Origin of the sequence: Micromonospora sp. NPDC049151, from assembly GCF_040648395.1 — a bacterium.
Classification (GTDB): Bacteria; Actinomycetota; Actinomycetes; order Mycobacteriales; family Micromonosporaceae; genus Micromonospora.
This window is the reverse complement of record NZ_JBEZDP010000028.1, coordinates 47,451-74,179: the sequence shown is the minus strand read 5'-3', so window position 1 is coordinate 74,179 and position 26,729 is coordinate 47,451. Positions and strand designations below refer to the sequence as shown.

30 protein-coding genes and 1 tRNA gene are annotated in these 26,729 nt (G+C 69.3%); all 31 read right to left on the bottom strand.

What is annotated here, in order from left to right; genetic code table 11:
* Window positions 1–86, bottom strand: an 86-nt coding sequence (locus AB0B20_RS25945; RefSeq protein WP_357474230.1) for an uL14 family ribosomal protein, incomplete at its 3' end; no start/stop codon positions are given.
* Window positions 87–183: 97 nt separating this feature from the next.
* A complete protein-coding gene (gene rpsQ / locus AB0B20_RS25940; protein ID WP_357383543.1) occupies window positions 184–459 on the bottom strand; it encodes a 30S ribosomal protein S17 in 276 nt (91 codons plus the stop codon).
* On the bottom strand, window positions 456–692 hold the full coding sequence (gene rpmC, locus AB0B20_RS25935; protein WP_357383541.1) for a 50S ribosomal protein L29: 237 nt from the start codon (window positions 690–692) through the stop codon (window positions 456–458). The genes rpsQ and rpmC overlap by 4 nt, the downstream gene beginning before the upstream one ends.
* Window positions 692–1,117, bottom strand: coding sequence for a 50S ribosomal protein L16 (gene rplP / locus AB0B20_RS25930; protein WP_007465292.1), 426 nt, complete (start codon window positions 1,115–1,117; stop codon window positions 692–694). The genes rpmC and rplP overlap by 1 nt, the downstream gene beginning before the upstream one ends.
* A 3-nt stretch (window positions 1,118–1,120) precedes the next feature.
* Window positions 1,121–1,993, bottom strand: coding sequence for a 30S ribosomal protein S3 (gene rpsC, locus AB0B20_RS25925; RefSeq protein ID WP_318335719.1), 873 nt, complete (start codon window positions 1,991–1,993; stop codon window positions 1,121–1,123).
* Complete coding sequence (gene rplV / locus AB0B20_RS25920) at window positions 1,993–2,442, bottom strand: 50S ribosomal protein L22 (protein ID WP_013288630.1); 450 nt, start codon at window positions 2,440–2,442, stop codon at window positions 1,993–1,995. Before rplV ends, rpsC begins: the two co-directional genes overlap by 1 nt.
* 40 nt (window positions 2,443–2,482) lie before the next feature.
* Complete coding sequence (gene rpsS, locus AB0B20_RS25915; RefSeq protein WP_007073032.1) at window positions 2,483–2,764, bottom strand: 30S ribosomal protein S19; 282 nt, start codon at window positions 2,762–2,764, stop codon at window positions 2,483–2,485.
* Between the two features lie 12 nt (window positions 2,765–2,776).
* Window positions 2,777–3,616: a 50S ribosomal protein L2 gene (rplB, locus tag AB0B20_RS25910; protein ID WP_013288631.1), complete on the bottom strand. Its 840-nt coding sequence runs from the start codon at window positions 3,614–3,616 to the stop codon at window positions 2,777–2,779.
* 12 nt (window positions 3,617–3,628) lie between these two features.
* Window positions 3,629–3,931, bottom strand: a complete 303-nt coding sequence (gene rplW, locus AB0B20_RS25905; RefSeq protein WP_013288632.1) for a 50S ribosomal protein L23 — start codon at window positions 3,929–3,931, stop codon at window positions 3,629–3,631.
* Window positions 3,928–4,593, bottom strand: coding sequence for a 50S ribosomal protein L4 (gene rplD / locus AB0B20_RS25900; RefSeq protein ID WP_135242074.1), 666 nt, complete (start codon window positions 4,591–4,593; stop codon window positions 3,928–3,930). The genes rplW and rplD overlap by 4 nt, the downstream gene beginning before the upstream one ends.
* The gene (gene rplC, locus AB0B20_RS25895) at window positions 4,590–5,255 is read right to left on the bottom strand and encodes a 50S ribosomal protein L3 (RefSeq protein ID WP_357383537.1); all 666 of its coding nucleotides are present in this window, start codon (window positions 5,253–5,255) and stop codon (window positions 4,590–4,592) included. Before rplC ends, rplD begins: the two co-directional genes overlap by 4 nt.
* A gap of 11 nt (window positions 5,256–5,266) precedes the next feature.
* Window positions 5,267–5,575, bottom strand: a complete 309-nt coding sequence (rpsJ, locus tag AB0B20_RS25890; RefSeq protein ID WP_007073037.1) for a 30S ribosomal protein S10 — start codon at window positions 5,573–5,575, stop codon at window positions 5,267–5,269.
* Between the two features lie 355 nt (window positions 5,576–5,930).
* Window positions 5,931–7,124 (bottom strand): elongation factor Tu, encoded by a 1,194-nt coding sequence (gene tuf / locus AB0B20_RS25885; protein ID WP_013288635.1) that lies wholly within the window; start codon window positions 7,122–7,124, stop codon window positions 5,931–5,933.
* A 222-nt stretch (window positions 7,125–7,346) separates the two neighbouring features.
* Window positions 7,347–9,443: an elongation factor G gene (fusA, locus tag AB0B20_RS25880; RefSeq protein ID WP_357383535.1), complete on the bottom strand. Its 2,097-nt coding sequence runs from the start codon at window positions 9,441–9,443 to the stop codon at window positions 7,347–7,349.
* A 75-nt stretch (window positions 9,444–9,518) separates the two neighbouring features.
* Window positions 9,519–9,989: a 30S ribosomal protein S7 gene (gene rpsG / locus AB0B20_RS25875; protein WP_013288637.1), complete on the bottom strand. Its 471-nt coding sequence runs from the start codon at window positions 9,987–9,989 to the stop codon at window positions 9,519–9,521.
* 1 nt (window position 9,990) lies between these two features.
* On the bottom strand, window positions 9,991–10,365 hold the full coding sequence (rpsL, locus tag AB0B20_RS25870; protein WP_007465318.1) for a 30S ribosomal protein S12: 375 nt from the start codon (window positions 10,363–10,365) through the stop codon (window positions 9,991–9,993).
* Between the two features lie 498 nt (window positions 10,366–10,863).
* A complete protein-coding gene (locus AB0B20_RS25865; RefSeq protein WP_357383579.1) occupies window positions 10,864–11,235 on the bottom strand; it encodes a hypothetical protein in 372 nt (123 codons plus the stop codon).
* Between the two features lie 347 nt (window positions 11,236–11,582).
* Entirely contained in the window at window positions 11,583–11,951 is a 369-nt protein-coding gene (locus AB0B20_RS25860; RefSeq protein WP_357383532.1) for a hypothetical protein, read from the bottom strand.
* Window positions 11,952–12,048: 97 nt separating this feature from the next.
* Window positions 12,049–15,936, bottom strand: a complete 3,888-nt coding sequence (locus tag AB0B20_RS25855) for a DNA-directed RNA polymerase subunit beta' (RefSeq protein ID WP_043328234.1) — start codon at window positions 15,934–15,936, stop codon at window positions 12,049–12,051.
* 80 nt (window positions 15,937–16,016) lie between these two features.
* Window positions 16,017–19,448, bottom strand: a complete 3,432-nt coding sequence (locus AB0B20_RS25850; protein ID WP_013288641.1) for a DNA-directed RNA polymerase subunit beta — start codon at window positions 19,446–19,448, stop codon at window positions 16,017–16,019.
* A 575-nt stretch (window positions 19,449–20,023) separates the two neighbouring features.
* Complete coding sequence (gene rplL / locus AB0B20_RS25845; protein WP_357383530.1) at window positions 20,024–20,410, bottom strand: 50S ribosomal protein L7/L12; 387 nt, start codon at window positions 20,408–20,410, stop codon at window positions 20,024–20,026.
* Between the two features lie 54 nt (window positions 20,411–20,464).
* The gene (gene rplJ / locus AB0B20_RS25840; RefSeq protein WP_120573081.1) at window positions 20,465–21,013 is read right to left on the bottom strand and encodes a 50S ribosomal protein L10; all 549 of its coding nucleotides are present in this window, start codon (window positions 21,011–21,013) and stop codon (window positions 20,465–20,467) included.
* A gap of 316 nt (window positions 21,014–21,329) precedes the next feature.
* Complete coding sequence (locus tag AB0B20_RS25835; protein WP_357383527.1) at window positions 21,330–22,019, bottom strand: hypothetical protein; 690 nt, start codon at window positions 22,017–22,019, stop codon at window positions 21,330–21,332.
* On the bottom strand, window positions 22,016–22,792 hold the full coding sequence (locus AB0B20_RS25830) for an ATP-binding cassette domain-containing protein (protein WP_357383525.1): 777 nt from the start codon (window positions 22,790–22,792) through the stop codon (window positions 22,016–22,018). The genes AB0B20_RS25835 and AB0B20_RS25830 overlap by 4 nt, the downstream gene beginning before the upstream one ends.
* Before the next feature lie 82 nt (window positions 22,793–22,874).
* A complete protein-coding gene (gene rplA / locus AB0B20_RS25825) occupies window positions 22,875–23,591 on the bottom strand; it encodes a 50S ribosomal protein L1 (protein ID WP_357383523.1) in 717 nt (238 codons plus the stop codon).
* A gap of 88 nt (window positions 23,592–23,679) precedes the next feature.
* Entirely contained in the window at window positions 23,680–24,111 is a 432-nt protein-coding gene (rplK, locus tag AB0B20_RS25820) for a 50S ribosomal protein L11 (protein WP_013288647.1), read from the bottom strand.
* A gap of 187 nt (window positions 24,112–24,298) precedes the next feature.
* On the bottom strand, window positions 24,299–25,021 hold the full coding sequence (gene nusG, locus AB0B20_RS25815) for a transcription termination/antitermination protein NusG (RefSeq protein ID WP_073828961.1): 723 nt from the start codon (window positions 25,019–25,021) through the stop codon (window positions 24,299–24,301).
* A 35-nt stretch (window positions 25,022–25,056) separates the two neighbouring features.
* Window positions 25,057–25,464: a preprotein translocase subunit SecE gene (gene secE, locus AB0B20_RS25810; protein WP_357383520.1), complete on the bottom strand. Its 408-nt coding sequence runs from the start codon at window positions 25,462–25,464 to the stop codon at window positions 25,057–25,059.
* 214 nt (window positions 25,465–25,678) lie between these two features.
* A tRNA-Trp gene (locus AB0B20_RS25805) sits at window positions 25,679–25,751 on the bottom strand.
* A gap of 127 nt (window positions 25,752–25,878) precedes the next feature.
* Complete coding sequence (locus tag AB0B20_RS25800; protein WP_357474221.1) at window positions 25,879–26,271, bottom strand: MaoC family dehydratase; 393 nt, start codon at window positions 26,269–26,271, stop codon at window positions 25,879–25,881.
* 4 nt (window positions 26,272–26,275) lie between these two features.
* A complete protein-coding gene (locus tag AB0B20_RS25795) occupies window positions 26,276–26,722 on the bottom strand; it encodes a MaoC family dehydratase N-terminal domain-containing protein (RefSeq protein WP_357474218.1) in 447 nt (148 codons plus the stop codon).
* Window positions 26,723–26,729: the final 7 nt, after the last annotated feature.

The following is a 26,729-nucleotide window of genomic DNA, read 5'->3' as shown; positions in this document are numbered from 1 at the left end:
CCGGAGCCGCCGAGCACCCGGATGCACAGGATCTCCCGGGCACCCGTGTTGTCGGCGACGCGCAGTCGCGACTCCTGCTGAATCACGTCTATCTCCTATGTCTGCCGGTTCTCCGGCCGCTCGGGGCGGCCGGAGCCTGGCGGAACCTGCGCCCGACCGAGACCGGCCGAGCTCGAGCCTTCGCTACTTGGCCTTCTCGAGGATCTCCACGATCCGCCAGCGCTTGGTGGCGGACAGCGGCCGGGTCTCCATGATCAGGACGCGGTCGCCGATGCCGGCCGCGTTCTGCTCGTCGTGGACCTTCAGCTTGCGCGTACGACGCATGATCTTGCCGTACAGCGCGTGCTTGACCCGGTCCTCGACCTCGACCACGACGGTCTTGTCCATCTTGTCGCTGACCACGAGGCCCTCACGAACCTTGCGGCGGGCCCGCGCGGGGGCGGTGGTGTTCTCACTCATGATGCAGTCACCTCAGTCGGCGCGGCCGAGAGACCCAGCTCACGCTCACGCATGATCGTGTAGATCCGGGCGATCTCCCGACGGATGACCTGCAGCCGCCGGTTGTTGTCCAGCTGCCCGGTTGCGGCCTGCACGCGGAGGTTGAACAGCTCCGCCTTCGCCTCGCGCAGCTTCGTGACCAGCTCCTCTTCGGAGAGCTCACGCAGCTCGGAGGACTTGACGCCCGCTGCCATCAGGATTCACCCACTTCGCGCGTAACAATGCGGCACTTCATCGGGAGCTTGTGGATCGCGCGACGCATCGCCTCTCGCGCGATCTGCTCGTTGGGGAAGGACATCTCGAAGAGGACCCGCCCCGGCTTGACGTTGGCGACCCACCACTCGGGCGAACCCTTACCGGAACCCATCCGGGTCTCGGCCGGCTTCTTGGTGAGGGCCTGGTCCGGGAAGATCGTGATCCAGACCTTGCCACCACGCTTGATGTGGCGGGTCATCGCGATACGCGCCGACTCGATCTGGCGGTTGGTCACGTACGCCGGCTCGAGAGCCTGGATCCCGAACTCGCCGAACACCACCCGGTTACCACCCTTGGACGCGCCACTGCGGTCCGGGTGGTGCGGCTTGCGGAAGCCCTTCGGGGGCTTGCGCGGCATCAGCATCTGTCAGCCCTCCTGCTGCTGTTCTGCCGGCTGGGTCGCGGCTGCCGCCACGGCGCCGGCGTCGACCGGGTCACCGGCCGGCGTCTCCGCCTGCTGCGCGATGGTGGTCGCGGCAGCCCGGCCGGCCTCGGTGCCACCGGCGGTCGTACCGGACGAGCCCGAGCGGCCACGGCGCGGCCGGTCCGGCCGGTCGCCACGGTCACGGCGCGGGCCGCGCGACGGGGCGGCCTCGGCCGGGGCCTCGCGGCCCGGGACGGCGTCGCCCTTGTAGATCCAGACCTTCACGCCGATCCGGCCGAAGGTGGTACGGGCCTCGAAGAAGCCGTACTCGATGTTGGCCCGCAGCGTGTGCAGCGGAACCCGGCCCTCGCGGTAGAACTCGGTCCGGCTCATCTCGGCGCCGCCGAGACGGCCCGAGACCTGAACCCGGATGCCCTTGCAGGCCGGGTTCTTCATCGCGGACTGCATCGCCTTGCGCATGGCCCGACGGAAGCTGACCCGGCTGGAGAGCTGCTCGGCGACGCCCTGGGCGACCAGCTGCGCGTCCGACTCGGGGTTCTTGACCTCGATGATGTTCAGCTGGACCTGCTTGCCGGTGAGCTTCTCCAGCTCGCCGCGGATCCGGTCGGCCTCCGCACCCTTACGGCCGATGACGATGCCCGGCCGGGCGGTGTGGATGTCGACGCGGACCCGGTCGCGGGTGCGCTCGATGTCGACCTTGGAGATGCCGGCGCGCTCAAGGCCCTTGGACATCATCCGGCGGATCTTGACGTCCTCGCCGATGTAGTCCTTGTAGAGCTTGTCCGCGAACCAGCGGGACTTCCAGTCGGTCGAGATGCCGAGCCGGAACCCGGTCGGGTGAACCTTCTGACCCATTACTCGGCACCCTCCGTCGTGCTCTGCTCCTCAGCCGCCGGCTTGGCCGGAGCGGCCTTCTTAGCCGACTTCTTCGGCGTGGCCGCCGCGACCGCCTCGACCGCCACGGTGATGTGGCACGTGCGCTTGCGGATCCGGTACGCCCGGCCCTGCGCCCGCGGCCGGAACCGCTTCATGGTCGGGCCCTCGTCGACGAACGCCTCGCTGACGAGCAGCGCGTCGGGGTCCAGCCGCTCGTTGTTCTCCGCGTTGGCGATCGCGCTCGCGAGCACCTTGTACACCTGCTCGCTCGCAGCCTGCGGCGCGAACTGCAGCACCGTGAGCGCCTCCTTCGCGGGCAGGCCGCGGACGAGGTTGACCACCCGGCGCGCCTTCATCGGCGAGATGCGCACGTGCCGCGCAACCGCCCGCGCGCCCGGAAGCACCGGAGCGTCGCCCTTTCCTGGCATCGCTGTAACCCCTTGTTCCTCTATCCGTATGCCCGCGGCGTCAGCGCCGGCGGCTCTTCCGGTCGTCCTTCTCGTGACCCTTGAACGTGCGGGTCAGCGCGAACTCGCCGAGCTTGTGCCCGACCATGGCCTCGGTCACGAAGACCGGGACGTGCTTACGTCCGTCGTGCACGGCGATCGTGTGACCCAGCATCTCCGGGATGATCGTCGAGCGGCGCGACCAGGTCTTGATGACGTTCTTCGAGCCCTTGTCGTTCTGCGTCTCCACCTTCTTGAGCAGGTGGTCGTCGACGAACGGGCCCTTCTTCAGGCTGCGAGGCATGTCTTATCTCCCTCAGCCGCGCTTACGCGTGGCGTAGCGGCGGCGGACGATCAGCCGGTCGCTCGGCTGGCCCTTACGACGGGTGCGGCCCTCGGGCTTACCCTGCGGGTTGACCGGGTGGCGACCACCGGAGGTCTTACCCTCACCACCACCGTGCGGGTGGTCGACCGGGTTCATGGCGACACCACGGACGGTCGGGCGCTTGCCCTTCCACCGCATCCGGCCGGCCTTACCCCAGTTGATGTTCGACTGGTCGGCGTTGCCGATCTCGCCGATGCTGGCGCGGCAGCGCACGTCCACACGCCGGATCTCACCGGACGGCATACGCAGGGTCGCGTACGCGCCCTCACGGCCGAGCAGCTGGATGCCGACGCCGGCCGAGCGGGCCAGCTTGGCGCCGCCGCCCGGGCGCAGCTCCACGTTGTGGATGGTGGTACCGACCGGGATGTTGCGCAGCGGCAGGTTGTTGCCCGGCTTGATGTCGGCGCCCGGACCGGACTCGACGCGGTCGCCCTGCTTCAGGTCCTTCGGCGCGATGATGTAGCGCTTCTCGCCGTCGGCGTAGTGCAGCAGCGCGATGCGCGCGGTGCGGTTCGGGTCGTACTCGATGTGAGCGACCTTCGCCGGCACGCCGTCCTTGTCGACCCGCTTGAAGTCGATCAGACGGTACTGGCGCTTGTGGCCGCCACCGTGGTGCCGCGTGGTGATCCGGCCGTGGGCGTTGCGTCCGCCCTTCTTCGGCAGCGGAGCCAGCAGCGACTTCTCCGGCGTCGACCGGGTGATCTCGGCGAAGTCGGCAACGCTCGAGCCACGCCGGCCCGGCGTCGTCGGCTTGTACTTACGGATAGCCATTGTCTACACCCCTCAGCTGACCGGGCCGCCGAAGGCCTCGATACGGTCACCGTCAGCCAGCTTCACCATCGCGCGCTTGGTGTCCTTGCGCTTGCCGAACCCGGTACGGGTCCGCTTGCGCTTGCCCTCGCGGTTGAGCGTGTTGACCGTCAGGACGCGGACGTTGAAGATCTGCTGGATAGCGATCTTGATCTCGGTCTTGTTGGCGTCCGGGTGCACCAGGAAGGTGTACCAGTTGCGGTTCAGCTCGCTGTAGCTCTTCTCCGAGACGACCGGCGCGACGATGACGTCACGCGGATCGGCGATCGTGCTCACTTGCCATCCTCCTCGGTGGTCTCGGCGGGCACGCCCAGGAACTCGTCCAGGGCCTCCTTCGTGAAGACCACGTCGTCGGCCACCAGCACGTCGTAGGTGTTGAGCTGGCCGGCCTCGATCAGGTGCACCCGGCTGTCCCGCGCGTTGCGCAGGTTCCGCAGCGACACCCAGTTCAGCTCGTCGGTGCTGCTCAGCACGACCAGGACCCGACGGGCCTCGGTGAGCTTGGTCAGCGTGGCCAGGGCCGCCTTGGTGGACGGCTTCTCGCCGGAGACGAACGCCTCGACGACGTGCACCTGGCCGGCGCGGGCCCGGTCGGAGAGGGCGCCACGCAGGGCGGCGGCCTTCATCTTCTTCGGGGTGCGCTGGCTGTAGTCGCGCGGCACCGGGCCGTGGACCACGCCACCGCCGGCGAACTGCGGCGCGCGGGTCGAGCCCTGGCGGGCACGACCGGTGCCCTTCTGCTTGTACGGCTTCTTGCCTCCACCGGAGACCTCGCCGCGGGTCTTCGTCTTGTGCGTACCCTGACGGGCCGCCGCGAGCTGGGCCACCACGACCTGGTGCATCAGGGCAATGTTGGCCTGCGCGTCGAAGATGTCGGCCGGCAGCTCGACGGAGCCGCTCTTGGCGCCTTCGACGTTGATGACGTCAACGGTGGTCACTTGGCCGCACCGCCCTTCTTCACCTTCGCCTTGGCCGCGGTGCGGACCAGGACCAGCGCGCCCTTCGGGCCGGGGATGGCACCGCGGACGAGCAGGAGGTTGTTCTCGGTGTCGACCGCCTGGACGGTCAGGTTCTGGACGGTGTAGCGCACGCCACCCATCCGGCCCGCCATCCGGGTGCCCTTGAAGACGCGACCCGGGGTCGCGCAGGCGCCGATCGAGCCGGGCGAGCGGTGCTTGCGCTCGACACCGTGGCTGGCGCGCAGGCCGTGGAAGCCGTGCCGCTTCATCGGGCCGGCGTAGCCCTTGCCCTTGGTCTTTCCGGTCACGTCGATCACGACGCCGGCCGGGAACTCCTCGACCGTGACCTCGTGGCCCGGCGCGTAGTCCGCGGCGTCGGAGGTGCGCAGCTCGACGATGTGCCGGCGCGGCGCGACGTCCGCCTTGGCGTAGTGCCCGGCGAGCGGCTTCTTGACCTTGCGCGGGTCGATGACCCCGTACGCCAGCTGGACCGCGGAGTAGCCGTCCTTGTCGGCGCTACGAACCTGGCTCACGACGCACGGGCCGGCCTGAACCACGGTCACGGGCACAACCTTGTTGTTGTCCCAGACCTGGGTCATGCCGAGCTTGGCGCCCAGGATCCCCTTGACTTGCCTGTCCATTTGTCCGGTCCCTACAGCTTGATCTCGATGTCGACGCCAGCCGGCAGGTCGAGGCGCATGAGCGAGTCGACCGTCTTCGGGGTCGGGTCGATGATGTCGATCAGACGCTTGTGCGTACGCATCTCGAAGTGCTCGCGCGAGTCCTTGTACTTGTGCGGCGAGCGGATGACGCAGAAACGGTTGATCTCCGTGGGCAGCGGCACCGGGCCAGCGACCTGCGCCCCGGTACGCGTCACCGTCTCGACGATCTTCCGAGCCGAGGAGTCGACGACCTCGTGGTCATAGGCCTTGAGCCGGATGCGGATCTTCTGTCCCGCCATGGTGGCTTCTGTTCCTTCTCTCGATGCCGCTGTGTTGCGGGCGCCTGCACCGGCTGGCACAGGCCCACTTCCGCCGACCCCCGCGGTCGGGCGTGTCGCGCCCGTGGGCCAGGCTCCGCCCCGGGACTCCGGAGCGATTCTCTGACCACGCGGTGGGTCATGGCGCCGATCGCGGGGACCGCGACCTGGACGCCGCGCGAGGGTGGTTGACCGCCGATGGCGATCAACCACCCTACGCGAGACAGTCTGACTCCCGGAGGTCCAGCGTTAACCGGACGCAGGCGACCGACTGTCGTTACGCAACCTGACTAGTATGCCGCACTACCGGCGGCGACGCTAATCGGGGTTACCCAGCTCACTTGATGATCTTGGTGACGCGACCCGCGCCAACCGTACGACCACCCTCGCGGATCGCGAACTTCAGGTTCTCCTCCATGGCGATGGGCTGGATCAGCTTCACCGTCATCGAGGTGTTGTCGCCGGGCATGACCATCTCGGTGCCCTCGGGCAGCGTGACGACGCCGGTGACGTCCGTGGTCCGGAAGTAGAACTGCGGGCGGTAGTTCTGGAAGAACGGGGTGTGCCGGCCGCCCTCCTCCTTGGAGAGGATGTAGACCGTCGCCTCGAACTCCGTGTGCGGGGTCGTGGTGCCCGGCTTGATGACGACCATGCCGCGCTCGACGTCCTCGCGCTTGATGCCACGCAGCAGCAGACCGACGTTCTCACCCGCGCGGGCCTCGTCGAGCAGCTTGCGGAACATCTCGATGCCGGTGCAGGTGGTCTTCATCGACTTCTCACGGATGCCGACGATCTCCACCTCCTCGTTCGGCTTGAGGATGCCGCGCTCGGCGCGACCGGTGACCACGGTGCCGCGGCCGGTGATCGTGAAGACGTCCTCGATGGGCATGAGGAACGGCTTCTCGGTCTCGCGCTCCGGCTGCGGGATCGCGGTGTCCACGGCGTTCATCAGGTCCAGGAGCTTCCCGGTCCACTCCGGGTCGCCCTCCAGGGCCTTCAGCGCCGAGACCCGCACGACCGGCAGGTCGTCACCCGGGTACTCCTGCGAGGAGAGCAGCTCGCGGACCTCGAGCTCGACGAGCTCCAGGAGCTCCTCGTCGTCGACCATGTCGCTCTTGTTGAGCGCCACGACGATGTACGGCACACCGACCTGACGGGCCAGCAGCACGTGCTCGCGGGTCTGCGGCATCGGGCCGTCGGTCGCCGCCACCACCAGGATCGCGCCGTCCATCTGCGCGGCACCGGTGATCATGTTCTTGATGTAGTCGGCGTGACCGGGGCAGTCGACGTGCGCGTAGTGACGCGCCTCGGTCTGGTACTCGACGTGCGCGATGGAGATCGTGATGCCGCGGGCCTTCTCCTCCGGCGCCTTGTCGATCTCGTCGAACGGCGTGTACGGGTTCAGGTCCGGGTACTGGTCGTGCAGGACCTTGGTGATGGCCGCCGTCAGCGTCGTCTTACCGTGGTCGATGTGACCAATGGTGCCGATGTTGACGTGCGGCTTAGTCCGCTCGAACTTCGCCTTCGCCACTGGGTCCTCCTGTGGACTTTCTTGGTTCGTTCGCCCCGGCGCGCCGTTCGGCGCTTAGGACTCTGTCGACAGCCTTTCCGGCCGGAAGGCCGGAGAGCTTTTGTGGGTTCTGCGGCGATGAAGCCTACAGGCCCGGTCTCACGCAATCCGATCGAGGTGGCCGCGGGCGGGAGAACCCTCCCGCGACCGCCCCCGTGTCATCGGATCAGCCGAGGGTGAGTGTCACTCACCCGTCGCCTTGGCGATGATCTCCTTGGCCACCGAGTTCGGAACCTCGGCGTAGGAGTCGAACTGCATGCTGTAGCTAGCCCGGCCCTGGGTCTTCGACCGCAGGTCGCCGACGTAGCCGAACATCTCCGACAGCGGCACCAGAGCCCGGACGACGCGAGCGCCGCTGCGCTCCTCCATCGCCTGGATGATGCCACGCCGGGAGTTGAGGTCGCCGATGACGTCACCCATGTTCTCCTCAGGAGTGGTGACTTCAACGGCCATCATCGGCTCGAGGAGAGCGGGGTCGGCCTTGCGGGCCGCCTCCTTCATCGCCATCGAGCCGGCGATCTTGAACGCCATCTCCGACGAGTCGACCTCGTGGTACTGGCCGTCCACCAGGGTGAGCTTGACGCCCACCAGGGGGAAGCCGGCGAGGATGCCGTACTGCATGGCGTCCTGCGCACCCGCGTCCACCGAGGGGATGAACTCCCGGGGGATGCGGCCACCGGTCACCGCGTTGGCGAACTCGTAGGTCGGGGCGTCGTTGCCGAGCGGCAGCGGCTCCACGCTGATGATCACGCGGGCGTACTGGCCGGAACCACCGGTCTGCTTCTTGTGGGTGTACTCGACCTTCTCCACCTTGCGGCGGATGGTCTCGCGGTACGCCACCTGCGGCTTGCCGATGTTCGCCTCGACGTTGAACTCGCGGCGCATCCGGTCGACCAGGATGTCCAGGTGCAGCTCGCCCATGCCGGAGATGACCGTCTGACCGGTCTGGTCGTCCAGCTTGACGCGGAAGGTCGGGTCCTCCTCGGCCAGCCGCTGGATGGCGGTGCTGAGCTTCTCCTGGTCGGCCTTGGTCTTCGGCTCGATGGCCACCTCGATGACCGGCTCCGGGAAGGTCATCGACTCCAGGATGACCGGGTTCGCCGGGTCGCACAGGGTGTCACCGGTGGTGGTCTGCTTCAGACCCTGCACCGCGATGATGTCGCCGGCCTGGGCGGAGCTGCGCTCCTCCCGCTTGTTGGCGTGCATCTGGTAGATCTTGCCGATCCGCTCCTTGCGGTCCTTGGTGGAGTTGATCACCTGAGAACCGGACTCGAGCGTGCCGGAGTAGATCCGGACGTACGTCAGCTTGCCGAGGTGCTTGTCGGTCTGGATCTTGAAGGCCAGGCCGGAGAACGGCTCGGAGACCGCGGGCTTCCGCTGCAGCGGGGTCTCGCCGTCGGTGGCCGTACCCTCGATCGCCGGGATGTCCAGCGGCGAGGGCAGGTACGCGACGACCGCGTCCAGCATCGGCTGGATGCCCTTGTTCTTGAAGGCGGTACCGGTGAGGACCGGGTTGGCCTTGCCGGCGATGGTGGCCCGGCGGATGGCGGCCTTGATCTCGTCGACCGAGATCTCCTCGCCCTCGAGGTACTTCTCCATCACCGAGTCGTCGACGTCGGCGAGGGTCTCCATCAGCTTCTCGCGCCACTCGGCGGCGGAGTCGGCGAGGTCGGCCGGGATCTCCTCGACCGCGTAGTCCTCACCCTTCTGGGTCTCGCCGCGCCAGGTGAGCGCGCGCATCTCGACCAGGTCGACCACGCCGATGAAGTCGGACTCGGCGCCGATCGGGATCTGCAGGACCAGCGGGGTGGCGTTGAGCCGGTCGATCATCATCTGCACGCAGCGGAAGAAGTCGGCACCGGTCCGGTCGAGCTTGTTGACGAAGCACATCCGGGGGACGTTGTACTTGTCCGCCTGCCGCCAGACGTTCTCCGTCTGGGGCTCCACGCCGGCCACGCCGTCGTAGACCGCGACCGCACCGTCCAGAACACGCAGCGACCGCTCGACCTCGACCGTGAAGTCGACGTGGCCGGGCGTGTCGATGATCTGGATCGTGTGGCCCTTCCACTCGCACTTGGTGGCGGCGGAAGTGATGGTGATACCGCGCTCCTGCTCCTGCTCCATCCAGTCCATGACGGCGGCGCCCTCGTGGACCTCACCGATCTTGTACGTGATGCCGGTGTAGAACAGGATTCGCTCGGTGGTGGTGGTCTTACCGGCATCGATGTGGGCCATGATGCCGATGTTGCGTACGTTGGCGAGCGCGTCTGCGGCGGCCACTTCAATCCCTACTTATCGTCGTCTCGACACAACTGGTGGCGGTTCCGGCGCCGGTGGGCGCCGGAACCTCAGGTGTTACCAGCGGTAGTGCGCGAAGGCCTTGTTCGACTCGGCCATCTTGTGCGTGTCCTCACGCCGCTTGACGGCGGCGCCGAGGCCGTTGCTCGCGTCCAGCAGCTCGTTCATCAGCCGCTCGACCATGGTCTTCTCGCGCCGGGCCCGGGAGTAGGTCACCAGCCAGCGCAGACCGAGCGTGGTCGCGCGGGACGGCCGGACCTCGACCGGAACCTGGTAGGTGGCGCCACCGACACGGCGGCTGCGCACCTCGAGGGTCGGCTTGACGTTGTCCATCGCGCGCTTGAGCGTGACGACCGGGTCGGTGCCGGACTTCTCGCGGCAGCCCTCCAGGGCGGCGTACACGATGCGCTCGGCGAGCTGACGCTTGCCGCGCAGCAGGATCTTGTTCACCAGCTGGGTGACCAGCGGCGAGTTGTACACCGGGTCAGCGACCAGCGGCTTCCGCGGAGCGGGTCCCTTACGCGGCATGTCAGCTCTTCTCCTTCTTCGCGCCGTAACGGCTGCGAGCCTGCTTGCGGTTGCGGACACCCTGGGTGTCCAGCGAGCCGCGCACGATCTTGTACCGCACGCCGGGCAGGTCCTTCACACGACCGCCGCGCACGAGCACGATCGAGTGCTCCTGAAGGTTGTGGCCGACGCCCGGGATGTAGGCGGTCACCTCGATCTGGCTGCTGAGCTTGACACGAGCGACCTTGCGCAGCGCCGAGTTCGGCTTCTTCGGGGTGGTGGTGTACACGCGGGTGCACACGCCGCGCCGCTGGGGAGACCCCTTGAGCGCCGGGGTCTTGGTCTTGGTCGTCTTGGCCTGACGGCCCTTTCGGACCAACTGCTGAATGGTGGGCACCGGGTTTCTCCGCTCCCTTCGGCCGCTGCGAGGCGACCGCGCCGTCTGCTCCAGCCGTCCGGATGGGCGGCTCTCCTACATTCCAACCAGGGCCGCCTGACGGCACCCCAGCACCCGCGGTCGGGCGTGTCGCCCGAGTCACGGCCCGGTGTCGGCCGCTGAGGCGTCGTACCGGATCTTCGGTCTTGGTGGTGCGATCGCGCGATCACCGGCTGACCGGTTCCAGCGCACGCACGCATTGCCCGGGCGGGCCCGGGCACAAGGGGAAAGAGTACCTACCACAGCCGCGCCGGTCAAAACGGATGGGTCGGAGAAGGACCGCTGTGCGGTCCGCCGCCGACCTCCGGGTCGCCGATGCGCCGGTGATGGGCACCTACAGTGACAAGTGTACCGGCTCGTCCGTCGCGCGGCCGGGCGGCCCCGGGACCGCCCGGCCTTCGGGCACCCGGACATACCGCTCAACCCCGGCCACCGGCCGCAGGCGTCGCGGACACGACCTCAGGTGATCTGCACCACCAGAGCCAGCGCGAGCCCGATCAGGCCGAACAACAGGCCCGCCGCGCCGCAGGAGATCCCGGCCACGGCCAGGCCGGCGCCGGTGAACCGGACCGCCGGTGGCGGCGGCTGCCGCCGGACCTGCCGCCGGGCGAGCAGGCCGGCCACCACCGCACCGACGCCGATCAACCCGCCGAGCACCGTGAACGCGCCCGCCGCCCAGGCGCCGCCGACATTTCGGCCGGCCAGGCCGAAACACAGCACCAGCAGCGACACCCCGATCGCGGCGATCCCGGCGACGAGCGACCCGATGGCCAGGCCCGAGGTGACCGGCGGCACGTCGAGGTGGACCACGCCGAACGGCGTACCCGGCACCGCGTCGACCCGCTTCGGCGGCCGGGGCGCCTCGGCCGGCGGCGGCGGAAGCGCCGGCCCGCCGTGCGGACCCCAGCCGCCGTGGCCGGGCGCGCTCCCCGGCGCCGCCCACCCGCCACCGTGCGCCGGCGGACTCCCCGGGTACGCCCCGAACGCCGGTTGGTGCGCGGGCGCGGACGCGGGACCCGGCGGGTACGGCCCGGGGCGGTTCGGGTCGCCTCCCGGCGCAGCCGGTTCCGTCACGGGATCCTCCTGTCCACACGCGCCCGCCGCGCGGCGGACACCGGCCAGGCTACCGTCGCCGATCACGGCCGGGTGGGCGGGCGCGGGCCCGCTCCCCCACCGGGTCAGTCGAAGTTCGGCGCGAAGTCGTGGCCGAACGAGGCGTCCGCGTGCCGGACCACACCGATCACCACCGCGGCGACCACCGCGGCGGCGGTGAGCACCAGGCCGGTCCGCGCCATCTGCTCGCCGCGCCGCAGCCAGTCCGCGCCGGTGAGGTAACCACCCGAGGCGTACGCCTCCCGGCGGGCCTGCCGGGCCAGCATGAGCGCGATGGTCGCCGGCACCGCGCCGCCGATGAAGAACCCGGTGAGCGCACCGATCAGCCCGAGCGCGAAGACGGCGCGGGCCTTGGTGGAGCGGACCGGCTCCGGATCGTGCGGATGGCGGTACGCCTGCGGCACGGCAGGCGCCGGCCCGGGCACTGTCGTCATGCCCTCCATCATGCCCCGGATCCCGCGCACCGGTCCCGGCACCGCGGACGCGACGAGGCCCCCGGCGGATGCCGGGGGCCTCGTCGTTTCCTATTGCTTAGCGGTACGACCCGAAGTCGAAGTCGTCCAGCGGAACCGCCTGGCCGCTGGCCGGCCCGAAGCCGTAGTCGGTCTCCGGGTAGCCGGTCATCGAGTAGACCTTGGCCTTCGCCTCCTCGGTCGGCTCGACCCGGACGTTGCGGTACTTGCTGATGCCCGTACCGGCCGGGATGAGCTTACCGATGATCACGTTCTCCTTGAGGCCGATCAGCGAGTCGCTGCGGGCGTGGATCGCCGCGTCCGTCAGCACCCGGGTGGTCTCCTGGAAGGAGGCCGCCGACAGCCAGGAATCCGTGGCCAGCGAGGCCTTGGTGATACCCATCAGCACCGGGCGACCGGCGGCGGGCTCGCCACCCTCGCCGACGAGCCGGCGGTTCTCCGACTCGAACAGCGCCCGGTCGACAAGCACGCCCGGCAGGAACTCGGTCGAGCCGGAGTCGATCACGGTCACCCGCTTGAGCATCTGGCGGATGATGATCTCGATGTGCTTGTCGTGGATGAGCACACCCTGCGAGCGGTAGACCTCCTGGACCTCCTGGGTCAGGTGGACCTGGACCGCGCGCGGGCCGAGGATGCGCAGCAGCTCGTGCGGGTCGATGGTGCCCTCGGTGAGCTTCTCGCCGACCTCGACGTGGTCGCCGTCGTGCGCCCGGAGCCGGACCCGCTTCGAGATCTTGTCGTAGACGATCTCGTCGCTGCCGTCGTCCGGGATGACCACGATCTTGCGGGACCGCTCGCCGTCCTCGATCCGGATGCGGCCGGGGGTGTCGGCGATGGGCGCCTTACCCTTCGGCACCCGGGCCTCGAAGATCTCCTGGACACGGGGCAGACCCTGGGTGATGTCCTCACCCGCGACACCACCGGTGTGGAAGGTACGCATCGTCAGCTGCGTACCCGGCTCACCGATCGACTGGGCGGCGATGATGCCGACCGCCTCGCCGACGTCCACGGTCTTGCCGGTCGGCAGCGAGCGGCCGTAGCACGCACCGCAGACGCCCAGCTTCGACTCGCAGGTGAGCACGCTGCGCACCCGCACCGTCTCGGTCCCGGCGGCGACGATCGCGTCCACCAGGATCGAGTTGATGTCCTGGCCGCGGTGCGCCACCACGGTGCCGTCCGGCCCCTTGATGTCGTCGGCCAGCGTCCGGGCGTGCACGCTGGTCTCGGCGTGCTCGTGCACGACCAGCTTGCCGTCGATGCGCTCGCCGACCTGCATCGGGATGGCGCGGTCGGTGCCGCAGTCCTCCTCGCGGATGATGACGTCCTGCGAGACGTCCACCAGACGCCGGGTCAGGTAACCCGAGTCGGCGGTACGCAGGGCGGTGTCCGCGAGACCCTTGCGGGCACCGTGCGTGGAGATGAAGTACTCCAGCACGGACAGACCCTCCCGGTACGACGCCTTGATGGGTCGCGGGATGATCTCGCCCTTGGGGTTGGCCACCAGACCACGGATCGCCGCGATCTGCCGGAGCTGGAGCAGGTTACCGCGGGCACCCGAGTTGATCATCTTCCACAGCGGGTTCTCCTGCGGCAGCGCGGTGTCCATCTCCTTGGCGACCTCGTTTGTCGCCTTGGTCCAGATCTCGATGAGCTCGCCGCGGCGCTCCTCGGCGGTCATCAGACCACGCTGGTACTGCTTGTCGATCCGGTCGGCTTCCTTCTCGTACCGCTCCAGGATCTCCCGCTTGCGCGGCGGAGCGATGACGTCCTCCATGCCGATGGTGACGCCGGACCAGGTGGCCCAGTGGAAACCGGCCTCCTTGAGCCCGTCCAGGGTGGCCGCCAGGGCCACCTTCGGGAACCGCTCGGCGAGGTCGTTGACGATCGCGGAGAGCTGGCCCTTGCGGATCTCGTAGTTCACGAAGCGGTAGCCCGGGGGCAGCGTCTCGTTGAACAGGACCCGGCCCAGCGTGGTCTCCACGGTCACCGGCTCGCCCTCGGTCCACCCCTCGGGGGCGGTCCACGGCTCGGCGCCGGCGCCGTTGTCCACGCCGACCACGTCGCGCAGCCGGATCCGGACCGGCGCCTGCAGGTGCAGCTCGCCGTTGTCGTACGCCATCCGCGCCTCGGCGTCCGAGCTGAACGCCCGGCCCTCGCCCTTGCCACCCGGGGTGAGGTGGGTGAGGTGGTAGAGACCGATGACCATGTCCTGGGTGGGCATGGTGACCGGCTTGCCGTCGGCCGGCTTGAGGATGTTGTTCGACGACAGCATCAGGATCCGCGCCTCGGCCTGGGCCTCGGCGGACAGCGGCACGTGCACCGCCATCTGGTCACCGTCGAAGTCGGCGTTGAACGCGGTGCAGACCAGCGGGTGGATCTGGATGGCCTTGCCCTCGACCAGCTGCGGCTCGAAGGCCTGGATGCCCAGACGGTGCAGGGTCGGCGCGCGGTTCAGCAGCACCGGGTGCTCGCCGATGACCTCTTCCAGCACGTCCCACACGACCGGCCGCTGCCGCTCGACCATCCGCTTGGCGGACTTGATGTTCTGGGCGTGGTTGAGGTCGACCAGCCGCTTCATCACGAACGGCTTGAACAGCTCCAGCGCCATCTGCTTGGGCAGGCCGCACTGGTGCAGCTTGAGCTTCGGGCCGACCACGATGACCGAACGGCCGGAGTAGTCGACGCGCTTGCCCAGCAGGTTCTGGCGGAACCGGCCCTGCTTGCCCTTGAGCATGTCGGACAGCGACTTCAGCGGCCGGTTACCCGGGCCGGTGACCGGACGACCACGACGGCCGTTGTCGAACAGCGCGTCGACGGCCTCCTGGAGCATCCGCTTCTCGTTGTTGACGATGATCTCGGGCGCGCCGAGGTCGATCAGCCGCTTGAGGCGGTTGTTCCGGTTGATCACACGCCGGTACAGGTCGTTCAGGTCGGAGGTCGCGAAGCGGCCACCGTCGAGCTGCACCATCGGGCGCAGGTCCGGCGGGATGACCGGGACGCAGTCCAGCACCATGCCGAGCGGCGAGTTGCGGGTGTTCTGGAACGCCGCGACGACCTTGAGCCGCTTGAGCGCCCGGATCTTCCGCTGGCCCTTGCCGGAGCGGATCGTCTCGCGCAGGTTCTCCGCCTCGGCCTCCAGGTCCATGTTCTGGACCAGGGCCTTGATCGCCTCGGCGCCCATGCTGCCGGTGAAGTACTCACCGAAGCGGTCGCGCAGCTCGCGGTAGAGCAGCTCGTCGGTGACCAGCTGCTTCGGCTCCAGCTTGCGGAAGGTGTCGAGGACCTCGTCGAGGCGGTCGATCTCGCGCTGGGCCCGGTCGCGGATCTGGCGCATCTCGCGCTCTCCGCCCTCCTTGACCTTGCGCCGGACGTCCGCCTTCGCGCCCTCGGCCTCCAGCTCGGCCAGGTCGGCCTCCAGCTTGGCGGCCCGCTTCTCGATCTCCGAGTCGCGGCTGTTCTCCGCCTGCCGCTTCTCGGCCAGGATCTCGTTCTCGATGGTCGAGAGGTCGCGGTGACGCGCTTCGGCGTCCACGCTCGTCACGACGTACGAGGCGAAGTAGATGATCTTTTCGAGGTCCTTCGGGGCGAGGTCCAGCAGGTAACCCAGCCGGCTCGGCACGCCCTTGAAGTACCAGATGTGGGTCACCGGAGCGGCCAGCTCGATGTGACCCATCCGCTCCCGGCGAACCTTGGAGCGGGTCACCTCGACGCCACAGCGCTCGCAGATGATGCCCTTGAATCGGACCCGCTTGTACTTACCGCAGTAGCACTCCCAGTCCCGCTGCGGACCGAAGATCTTCTCGCAGAAGAGCCCGTCCTTCTCCGGCTTGAGGGTGCGGTAGTTGATGGTCTCGGGCTTCTTTACCTCGCCGTGGGACCACTGACGGATGTCGTCAGCGGTGGCGAGGCCGATGCGCAGCTCGTCGAAGAAGTTGACGTCGAGCACTATGTCCCCTATGTCGTCGTCTGTACTGCTAGCTAACGAGTGGGATCCGGGGCAGGGTCACCCTGCCCCGGATCACCACCTCAGACCTCTTCGACCGAGCTCGGCTCGCGCCGGGACAGGTCGATGCCCAGCTCCTCCGCCGCCCGGAACACCTCGTCGTCGGTCTCGCGCATCTCCAGGGCCACACCGTCGCTGGAGAGCACCTCGACGTTGAGGCACAGCGACTGCAGCTCCTTGAGCAGCACCTTGAACGACTCCGGGATGCCCGGCTCGGGGATGTTCTCGCCCTTGACGATCGCCTCGTAGACCTTGACCCGGCCCAGGACGTCGTCGGACTTGATGGTCAGCAGCTCCTGCAGGGCGTAGGCGGCGCCGTACGCCTGCATGGCCCAGCACTCCATCTCACCGAAGCGCTGGCCACCGAACTGCGCCTTACCGCCCAGCGGCTGCTGCGTGATCATCGAGTACGGGCCGGTCGACCGGGCGTGGATCTTGTCGTCGACCAGGTGGTTGAGCTTCAGGATGTAGACGTAGCCGACCGCGATCGGGTCGGGCAGCGGCTCGCCGGAACGACCGTCGAACAGCTGCGCCTTGCCGCTGCCGCCGATGAGCTGGTTGCCGTCCCGGTTGGGCAGGGTCGACGCCAGCAGACCGGAGATCTCCTCCTCGCGGGCACCGTCGAAGACCGGAGTGGCCACGTTGGTGTCCGGCTCGGACTCGTGCGCGTTGATCGAGCGGAGCTGGCGCTTCCACTCGGCGTCGTCGCCGTCCACGCTCCAGCCGGTCTTGGCCACCCACCCGAGGTGGGTCTCCAGGACCTGGCCGATGTTCATCCGGGACGGCACACCGAGCGGGTTCAGCACGATGTCGACCGGGGTGCCGTCCTCCAGGAACGGCATGTCCTCGATCGGCAGGATCTTGGAGATGACGCCCTTGTTGCCGTGGCGGCCCGCGAGCTTGTCACCGTCCTGGATCTTGCGCTTCTGGGCCACGTAGACCCGGACCAGCTCGTTCACGCCCGGGGGCAGCTCGTCGCCGTCCTCGCGGGAGAAGGTACGCACACCGATGACCGTTCCGGTCTCGCCGTGCGGCACCTTCAGCGAGGTGTCGCGGACCTCGCGCGCCTTCTCACCGAAGATCGCGCGGAGCAGCCGCTCCTCGGGGGTCAGCTCGGTCTCACCCTTCGGGGTGACCTTGCCGACCAGGATGTCACCGGGGACGACCTCGGCGCCGATCCGGATGATGCCGCGCTCGTCGAGGTCGGCGAGCATCTCCTCGCTGACGTTCGGGATGTCGCGGGTGATCTCCTCCGGGCCGAGCTTGGTGTCCCGGGCGTCGACCTCGTGCTCCTCGATGTGGATCGAGGTGAGCACGTCCTGCTGCACGAGGCGCTGCGACAGGATGATCGCGTCCTCGTAGTTGTGGCCCTCCCAGCACATGAACGCCACGAGCAGGTTGCGCCCGAGCGCCATCTCGCCCTCGTCGGTGCACGGACCGTCGGCGATGACCTGGCCGGCCTCGACGCGGTCGCCCTCGAAGACGACCGGCTTCTGGTTGACGCAGGAGCCGGCGTTGGAGCGGCGGAACTTGTGCAGCAGGTACGTCCGGCGGTGGCCGTCGTCCTGGTGGACCGTGATGTAGTCCGCGCACAGGTCCTCGACCACACCGCCGACCTCGGCGACGACCACGTCGCCGGCGTCCACCGCGGCGCGGTACTCCATGCCCGTACCGACCAGCGGGGCCTCGGCCTTGACCAGCGGCACCGCCTGACGCTGCATGTTCGCGCCCATGAGCGCGCGGTTGGCGTCGTCGTGCTCCAGGAACGGGATCATCGCGGTGGCGACCGAGGTCATCTGCCGCGGCGACACGTCCATGTAGTCCACGGCGCCCGGCGCGACGTCCTCGGTCTCGCCGCCCTTACGGCGGACCAGGACGCGATCCTCGGCGAAGGTGCCGTCCGACTTCAGCGGGGCGTTTGCCTGCGCCTTGACGAACCGGTCCTCCTCGTCCGCGGTCAGGTAGTCGATCTGGTCGGTGACCCGGCCGTCGATGACCTTCCGGTACGGCGTCTCGATGAAGCCGAACGGGTTGACCCGGGCGAACGTGGACAGCGCGCCGATCAGGCCGATGTTCGGGCCTTCCGGCGTCTCGATCGGGCACATCCGGCCGTAGTGGGACGGGTGCACGTCCCGGACCTCGAAGCCGGCCCGCTCGCGGGACAGACCACCCGGGCCGAGCGCGCTCAGCCGGCGCCGGTGGGTCAGGCCCGCCAGCGGGTTGGTCTGGTCCATGAACTGGGACAGCTGCGACGTACCGAAGAACTCCTTGATCGCCGCCACCACCGGGCGGATGTTGATCAGGGTCTGCGGCGTGATCGCCTCGACGTCCTGGGTGGTCATCCGCTCGCGGACGACCCGCTCCATCCGGGAGAGACCCACCCGGACCTGGTTCTGGATCAGCTCGCCCACGGTACGCAGGCGACGGTTGCCGAAGTGGTCGATGTCGTCGGCCTCGTAGCCCTCCTCACCGGCGTGCAGCCGGCAGAGGTATTCCACGGTGGCGACGATGTCGTCCTCGGTGAGCGTGCCGGTGGTGATCGGCACGTCCAGCTCGAGCTTCTTGTTGAACTTGTAGCGCCCGACCTTGGCGACGTCGTACCGCTTCGGGTTGAAGAAGAGGTTGTCGAGCAGGGTCTGGGCGTTCTCACGGGTCGGCGGCTCGCCAGGGCGGAGCTTCCGGTAGATGTCGAGCAGGGCCTCGTCCTGGCCGGCGATGTGGTCCTTCTCGAGCGTGGTCATCATGAGCTCGGACCAGCCGAACTTCTCACGGATGCGCTCGGCGGACCACCCGATGGCCTTGAGCAGGACGGTGACGGCCTGGCGGCGCTTGCGGTCGATGCGAACGCCGACCGTGTCGCGCTTGTCGATGTCGAACTCCAGCCAGGCACCCCGGCTCGGGATGACCTTGACGCTGGAGAGGTCGCGGTCGGAGGTCTTGTCCGGCTGCTTGTCGAAGTACACGCCCGGCGAGCGGACGAGCTGGCTGACCACGACGCGCTCGGTGCCGTTGATGATGAAGGTGCCCTTCGGCGTCATCATCGGGAAGTCACCCATGAACACCGTCTGGCTCTTGATCTCGCCAGTGGTGTTGTTGGTGAACTCCGCGGTCACGAACAGCGGCGCGCAGTAGGTCAGGTCCTTCTCCTTGCACTCCTCGATCGAGGCCTTGACCTCGTCGAAGCGCGGAGCCGAGAAGGAGAGCGACATGGTGCCGGAGAAGTCCTCAATGGGACTGATCTCGTCGAGGATCTCCGCGAGACCCGAGCGTGCGTGCGGGTCGTCCGCCGACCGGCCCTGCCAAGCCTCGTTGCCGACGAGCCAGTCGAAGGACTCGTTCTGGATGGCGAGGAGGTTGGGGACCTCGAGGTGTTCGGTGATCCGACCGAAAGAAACTCGGCGGGGCGCGAATGCGCTCGACGTACGACTGGTCTTCGCAGGGCGGGAAGCTGCCAAGATGCGTCCTTCCGAGGACCGGTGCTGCAGAACGGCTGGTACGCGTGCACTCCAATGACCCCACCAGAAATATCCACAATCGGACATTTCCGAGCAGGGGTCAAGTCGGAAGGCAGCGCAAACTAGCAGTGTAGCCGAGAGGCTAACCGCTGTCCAGCCCAACCCGCAGGTCGTCGCGGAACAAGCCCTGGGACCTCGGAAAACCGGGTCGACCGGGCCGCTCGGAACGCGACGCTCCTGCCGGTCCGCTCGGGTGCCGCGGCGGCGGTGCTGCCGTTGCCCTTACCCGAGAGGCGGCCGTTGCAAGCGCGGAAGGTCTTGCTGATGTTCAGCGTGCCTGGCAGGCCGGTGCCGCGTCAAGGGCCGGTTACCGCTCGGGGTGTCTTTCCCACCGACGGGCTACCGGCAGACGTCGCTGACCGGCCGATGAGAGGACGCTGTACGCCCTGCTCACGCCGTTCGCCCGCGGGTGGCACCAACACGGCGGGCGGTGACCCGGTCTCCCGGATCACCGCCCGCCGCGACGCGGTGTGCCCCGGCTCACGTGAGCCGGACGCGCGTCAGGTGGAGCAAGGTCACTTGAGGGTGACCTTGGCGCCCTCACCCTCGAGCTTGGCCTTGGCCTTCTCGGCGGTCTCCTTGTTGGCCTTCTCCAGAACGGCCTTCGGAGCGGCCTCGACCAGGTCCTTGGCCTCCTTGAGGCCCAGGCCGGTCAGCTCACGCACGACCTTGATGACCTGGATCTTCTTGCCACCGTCGGCGTCGAGGATGACGTCGAACTCGTCCTTCTCCGGCTCGGCCTCGGCGGCCGGGGCACCCGGACCGGCCGGGCCGGCCACGGCGACCGGAGCGGCGGCGGTGACCTCGAAGGTGTCCTCGAACTGCTTCACGAACTCGGAGAGCTCGATCAGCGTCATCTCCTTGAACGCGTCGAGCAGCTCTTCGGTGCTGAGCTTCGCCATGTCTGGCGTCCTTTCTCGCAATGAAAACTAAGAACGTGGTGCGCCGGGAGGGCCTCAGGCCGCCTCGGCGCCCTCCTGCTCGCGCTTCTTGTCCGCCAGGGCGGCCGCCGCGCGGGCGGCCTTGGAGAGCGGAGCCTGGAACAGGGCCGCGGCCTTGCTCAGGTTGCCCTTCATGGCGCCGGCCAGCTTGGCCAGCAGCACCTCGCGGGACTCCAGGTCGGCGAGCTTCGTGACCTCGGCCGCGGAAATGGCCTTGCCCTCGAAGACACCGCCCTTGATGACGAGCTTCGGGTTGGCCTTCGCGAAGTCACGAAGCCCCTTCGCCGCCTCGACGACGTCGCCCGAAACGAAAGTCAGCGCGGTAGGACCGGAGAACAGCTCGTCGAGGCCGGAGATGCCCGCATCGGTCGCGGCACGCTTGGCCAGCGTGTTCTTCGCGACCGTGTAGCTGGTCTCCTTGCCGAGCGAGCGCCGCAGCTGGGTGAGCTGCGAGACCGTGAGCCCGCGGTACTCGGTCAGCACGGTCGCTCCCGCGTTGCGGAAGCTCTCGGTCAGCTCGGCGACGGCCGTGGCCTTGTCGGCCCGGATCGGCTTGTCCGCCATGTCCCTCCTCTCTCGTTGCTCGGAGCTGGTACGCCGACGGCGAGCCGGGGCTCGGCGACGGCGGCGGAGGCATCACGACAACGAAAAAGCCCCGGCGCAGGGCGCACGGGGCGAGGGCCGGGGACACGGGCACAGTCGGCGGACCGTGCGTGACACCGAGTTTCGCTTACCGCCCTGCGCGGGTCGCCCGTCGTCGCGGGACCTTCGACCGTGCCGGAGCACGGTGACCAGCGGTCTTTGGGTGGAACTACCGCACCAGGTTACGCGACGTGCGCCGCAGCACCAAATCGCCCGGGGTGCTCCCGGTCACCCCGGCTCAGGCCCGGGTGCGCCGTGCCCAGGCGTAGCCGGTCAACGCCACCGCCGCCCAGAGCGCCGCCCAGCCGGTGAGCAGCAGCCCCTCGCCGGCCGCCACCGGCCCGGTGACCGCCCGCGCGGTCGCCATGACCGGCGGGGCCAGCCACGGCACGAGCGAGCCGGAGAGCCCGAGCACCACGACCCCGACCGCGCCGGTGACCAGCACCGCCACCCCGTAGCCGGCGCTGCGGGTCACCGCCCGGCTGGCGAGCGCGCCGAGCGCCACCGCAGCCGGCAGCGCGAGCAGGTGCGCCCAGAGCCCCAGGGCCACCCCGACGAGCACCGGCCGCTCCCCCGGCTCGACCGCCGTGGTCAACCCACCGAGCGGCCACGGCAGCGCCAGCGCGACGAGCACCACGACGAGCCCCGCCACCAGCGCCGCGAGCAGCCCGGCGGCCCGTTCCCGGGCCGGCCCGGCCACCACCCGGGCCATCCGGCGCTGCACGTCGGGTTCCACGTCCAGCAGGATCTTGGTCTGCCAGGCCAGCACCGGGAACAGCACCACCGCGGAGACGCCGTAGGCCTCCGCCGGCTCCGCCCGGCCGCCGCCGTAGAGGACGCCGAGGACGAGCAGACCCGCCAGCACCGGCGCCAGCGCCCGTCCGGTACGCACGAAGCCGGTCAGCCGCAGCCGCGTCAGCGCGATCACCGGGCCACCTCCGGCGCCGGGGGCGTGGCGGGAGGCGGGACGGCGTGTTCGCGTACCCGAAGGATCTGGTGGCCGTCGGCGCGCAGGCGGGCGACGGCGGCGGACAGCCCGGCGGCCGGCACCGCCAGCTCGACCACGGCGACGGCCGCGCCGCCCGACGACGCCGCCTCGGTCACCGAGCCGTCGGCGACCGACAGGTGCCGGGCGCCGGGCAGCCGGACCGTCTCACCCCGGTGGTCGCTGACCAGCACCGTGCCGCCGTCGGCCAGCACCTCGCCGATGATCTCGGGGACCGACTCGCGGGCGGTGGCGTCCAGCCCCTCCCAGGGCTCGTCGAGCACCAGCAGGCCGGGCGGGCGCAGCAGCGCCTGCGCCAGGCCGACCTTCTGCGCGGTGCCCTTGGACAGCCGCGGCAGGCGCACGTCGTGGAAGCGAGTCAGGCCGAGCCGCTCCACCCAGTGGCGCACCGCGCGGTCGACGGCGGCGCCGGACAGGCCGGCGACGCGGCCCATCCCGGACAGGTAGGCCCCGACGGTGAACGGCTGGTCGGCGGGGAAGCGCTCCGGCACCCAGCCGACGACCGCCGGCCGGTCGGCGACTCGGCCCCGGCCCGGGCGCAGCACCCCGGCGGCGAGCTGGAGGATCGTGGACTTGCCGGCGCCGTTGCGGCCGAGCACCACAGCCGCCTCGCCCGGGCCGATCGCGACGTCGACCTGCCGCAGCACCCACGGGCCGCGCCTGTGGTAGCGGAGCCAGACGCCATCGAACCTCATGCGGCCGACAGTGCCACACCGGACGGACGAACGGGGCCCCGCCACAGCGTGGTGGCGGGGCCCCGTTCGGGAGTACGCGTGCTCAGCCCTCGGCCGAGCCCTCCTGGAAGTTCTTCACGACCTTCGGGTCGACCGGGACGCCCGGGCCCATGGTGGTGGTGAGGGTGACCTTCTTGAGGTAGGTGCCCTTGGCCGCGGACGGCTTGGCCCGCAGCACCTCGTCCAGCACCGCCGCGTAGTTGTCCACCAGCTGGTTCTCCGAAAAGGAGGCCTTGCCGATGATCAGGTGCAGGTTGGAGTGCTTGTCCACCCGGAAGGTGATCTTGCCGCCCTTGATGTCCGAGACGGCCTTGGTGACGTCCATGGTCACGGTGCCGGTCTTCGGGTTCGGCATCAGACCGCGCGGGCCCAGGATCCGCGCGATCCGGCCGATCTTGGCCATCTGGTCGGGCGTGGCGATCGCCGCGTCGAAGTCCAGCCAACCACCCTGGATACGGGCGACCAGCTCGTCGGTGCCCACCTCGTCCGCACCCGCGGCGACGGCCTCCTCGGCCTTCGCGCCGGCGGCGAAGACGATCACGCGGGCGGTCTTACCGGTGCCGTGCGGCAGGTTGACCGTGCCGCGGACCATCTGGTCCGCCTTGCGGGGGTCGACGCCGAGGCGCATCGCGACCTCGACCGTGGCGTCGAACTTGGTGTTGGTGGTCTCCTTGGCCAGCTTGACGGCCTCGACCGGGGTGTAGAGCTTCGACCGGTCGATGACGTCGGCGGCCTTGCGGTAGCTCTTGCTGCGCTGCATTTCTGGTGACTCCTGTGGTCTCTGGCGGGCGCGCGGCGTGCGCGGCCCTCCCACGAACAGAAAGATCGGGTGGAGCGGTGGAGCGAGGTCAGTCGGCGACGGTCAGGCCCATCGACCGGGCGGTGCCGGCGATGATCTTCTCGGCCTGGTCGATGTCGTTGGCGTTGAGGTCCGCCATCTTCTTCTCGGCGATCTCGCGCAGCTGGGCGCGGGTGACCGAGCCGACCTTCTCCTTGTGCGGGACGCCCGAGCCCTTCTGCACACCGGCGGCCTTGATCAGCAGCCGGGCGGCGGGCGGGGTCTTCAGCACGAAGGTGAACGTGCGGTCCTCGTAGACGCTGATCTCGGCGGGGACGATGTCGCCCCGCTGAGACTCGGTCTGCGCGTTGTAGGACTTGCAGAACTCCATGATGTTCACGCCGTGCTGGCCGAGCGCGGGGCCGACCGGCGGCGCCGGGGTGGCCTGGCCCGCCGGGAGCTGAAGCGTGAACGTCTTGACGAGCTTCTTCTTCGGAGGCATGTCTCTTCCTGGGGCTTGGAACTGGGATTCTCGCCGGTCCGCGGGCGCGCACGGTCAGCACGGTGCGGACAGCCGACGTTCTAGGGTAGCGCAGCCGTCGGCCACCCTCCGCGCCGAGGTCGGCGGGCGGCGAAACGGCGCACCGGCGGCCACCCCCGAGAGGGCGGGCCGCCGGTGCCGACGTACGTCAGATCTTGGCGACCTGGTTGAAGTTCAGCTCGACCGGCGTCTCCCGGCCGAAGATCGACACCAGCACCTTGAGCTTCTGCTGGTCGGCGTTGATCTCGCTGATCGTCGCCGGCAGCGACGCGAACGCGCCGTCGGTGACGGTGACCGAGTCGCCGACCTCGAAGTCGAGGACCTTGACCTCGGGCTTGGCCTTCTTCTGCTCGGTCTCGACCGCCGGAGCCAGCCACTTGAGCACCTCGTCGAGGCTCAGCGGCGCCGGCCGGTCGGCCCGGTCGGTCGCGCCGACGAAGCCGGTGACCCCCGGGGTGTTCCGGACGCAGGAGTAGGACTCGGCGGTCAGCTCCATCCGGACCAGGATGTAGCCCGGAAAGACCTTCGCCTGCACCTGCGACCGCTTGCCGTTCTTGACCTCGACCTCTTCCCGGGTCGGCACCTCGACCTGGTAGATGAAGTCCTCCATGTCGAGGGAGGTGATCCGGGTCTCGAGGTTGGTCTTGACCTTGTTCTCGTAGCCGGCGTACGAGTGCACCACGTACCAGTCGCCGGGCGCGTAGCGCAGCTTCTGGCGCAGCTCGGCGACCGGGTCGAAGTCCTCGTCCGGGGCCGGCTCGGTGGTCGGGAACTCCGGCTCGCTGGCGGCCTCGACCGACTCGTTGTTGGCCGCCGTCGCCACCGTGGACTGCTCGTCCGGGGTTCCGGCGGTCTCGTCGTACTCAGGCACGCTCGCTCACTTCCGTCAGTATCGCTGTCCGCAGGTCAGCTGGGCTCGCCGAAGACCCACAGCACCGCCTTGGCGAAGCCGTAGTCCAGGCCGGCCACGATCGCCAGCATCACCGCGACGAAGGTGACCACCACAGCCGTGTAGGTCAGCAGCTCCTTGCGGGTCGGCCAGATGACCTTACGCAGCTCTGCCACGACCTCGCGGAAGAACCGCGCGATGCGGGCGAACAGCCCGATCCGCTCGGTGTCCTTGCGGGTCTTCCGGCCCTCGGCCGGCTCGGCCTGCGCCCGCTTACGGGTCGCGGTGCCACCCCGGGAGACCGGTTCGTCCGCGTCGGTGGCGTCGTCGTCGGCCACGTCGTCGTCGGCTACGCCGTCGACGGTCGCGTCGTCGTCCAGACGCTCGTCGCCGTCGTCCTCGCCGCGGCGCTTGCTCTTGGCCACTTCGCCCTCCGTGCGGGATATGGGGTCGCACGCCGGGCGGCGTGCGCGGCGTGTTGGTCACGCCGGCCGGACCAACCGTCCCGCGACGGGCCGCGGCCGGCGGACCGGCCGGGAGGTCCCGAACGCCTCGGAGCCACCCCACCGATGCCACCACCACGGGCCGAGCGCCGCCGGTGAGGGCGGCGCGACCCACGGAACGGTCAGGCCTGAGGCGCAGGGGTGACAGGACTTGAACCTGCAGCCTGCGGTTTTGGAGACCGCTGCTCTGCCAATTGAGCTACACCCCTGTGCGGCAACTCACCTCCACCCGGACACGCTGTGCCGAGCGGGGGTCACTTGCCCCACGGCGGACCAGTGTACGGGTAGTCGTGCGACTTTCCCAACCGGTCTACCCCTCGCGCGTCGGGCGGACCCTCAGCGCGTCGTGCGGATCAGTGCCCGGGCCTGCGACAGCACCTTCTCACCATGGCAGGTGGCGGTGACGTCCAGCCTGGTCAGACCGTCTTCGGTGATCTCCTTGACCACCGCCGACACCTCGATCTCGGTGCCCTCGTCGGTGTCCGGGACGACCACCGGGCGGGTGAACCGGACGCCGAAGTCGACCACCGCGTCCGGCGCGCCGGCCCAGCCGGCCACCGCCCGGCCGACCAGGGCCATGGTGAACATGCCGTGGGCGATGACGCCCGGCAGCCCGACGCCGGTGGCGGTGCGGTCGTTCCAGTGGATCGGGTTGAAGTCGCCCGAGGCGCCCGCATAGCGGACCAGATCCGCGCGGGTCACCCGGTACGTCTGGGTGGGCAGCTCCATGTCCTCAGCCCTCCCCGCGTACGACGATCTTGGACCAGACGGCGACCACCGGCTCACCGTCCACGGTGCTCACGTCCGTGCGGGTGGTCAGGAAGCCGTGCCCGCCCCGGCTGGTGACCTCCTCGATGGTGTTCACGCACACCAGCTCGTCCCCGGCCACCACCGGCCGGGTGTACGCGAACCGCTGGTCGCCGTGCACCACGCGGCTGTAGTCGACACCGAGCGCCGGATCCTCGACGATCTGCCGGTTGGCCGCCATGGTGACGACCACCGGGAACGTCGGCGGCGCCACCACGTCGCGGTGACCGAGCGCCCGCGCCGCCTCCGGGTCGTGGTGGGCCGGGTCGGTCGCGCCGACGGCGGCGGCGAACTCGCGGATCTTTTCTCGGCCCACCTGGTAGGGGGCGGTCGGCGGGTACGTACGGCCGACGAAGGACGGGTCCAGGGACATGCCGCCG

Coding starts and splice junctions, on each gene's coding strand:
- rpsG (WP_013288637.1), bottom strand. CDS start 9,989: ATGCCGCGTAAGGGACCCGCTCCGCGGAAGCCGCTGGTCGCTGACCCG.
- rpsJ (WP_007073037.1), bottom strand. CDS start 5,575: ATGGCGGGACAGAAGATCCGCATCCGGCTCAAGGCCTATGACCACGAG.
- AB0B20_RS25830 (WP_357383525.1), bottom strand. CDS start 22,792: ATGAGGTTCGATGGCGTCTGGCTCCGCTACCACAGGCGCGGCCCGTGG.
- rplB (WP_013288631.1), bottom strand. CDS start 3,616: ATGGCTATCCGTAAGTACAAGCCGACGACGCCGGGCCGGCGTGGCTCG.
- rplC (WP_357383537.1), bottom strand. CDS start 5,255: ATGGACAGGCAAGTCAAGGGGATCCTGGGCGCCAAGCTCGGCATGACC.
- rplJ (WP_120573081.1), bottom strand. CDS start 21,013: ATGGCGGACAAGCCGATCCGGGCCGACAAGGCCACGGCCGTCGCCGAG.
- rplK (WP_013288647.1), bottom strand. CDS start 24,111: ATGCCTCCGAAGAAGAAGCTCGTCAAGACGTTCACGCTTCAGCTCCCG.
- rplL (WP_357383530.1), bottom strand. CDS start 20,410: ATGGCGAAGCTCAGCACCGAAGAGCTGCTCGACGCGTTCAAGGAGATG.
- AB0B20_RS25795 (WP_357474218.1), bottom strand. CDS start 26,722: ATGTCCCTGGACCCGTCCTTCGTCGGCCGTACGTACCCGCCGACCGCC.
- rpsQ (WP_357383543.1), bottom strand. CDS start 459: ATGAGTGAGAACACCACCGCCCCCGCGCGGGCCCGCCGCAAGGTTCGT.
- rplP (WP_007465292.1), bottom strand. CDS start 1,117: ATGCTGATGCCGCGCAAGCCCCCGAAGGGCTTCCGCAAGCCGCACCAC.
- rpsC (WP_318335719.1), bottom strand. CDS start 1,993: ATGGGTCAGAAGGTTCACCCGACCGGGTTCCGGCTCGGCATCTCGACC.
- rplV (WP_013288630.1), bottom strand. CDS start 2,442: ATGCCAGGAAAGGGCGACGCTCCGGTGCTTCCGGGCGCGCGGGCGGTT.
- rplA (WP_357383523.1), bottom strand. CDS start 23,591: ATGCAGCGCAGCAAGAGCTACCGCAAGGCCGCCGACGTCATCGACCGG.
- rpsS (WP_007073032.1), bottom strand. CDS start 2,764: ATGCCTCGCAGCCTGAAGAAGGGCCCGTTCGTCGACGACCACCTGCTC.
- AB0B20_RS25800 (WP_357474221.1), bottom strand. CDS start 26,271: ATGGAGCTGCCCACCCAGACGTACCGGGTGACCCGCGCGGATCTGGTC.
- rpmC (WP_357383541.1), bottom strand. CDS start 692: ATGGCAGCGGGCGTCAAGTCCTCCGAGCTGCGTGAGCTCTCCGAAGAG.
- AB0B20_RS25860 (WP_357383532.1), bottom strand. CDS start 11,951: ATGACGACAGTGCCCGGGCCGGCGCCTGCCGTGCCGCAGGCGTACCGC.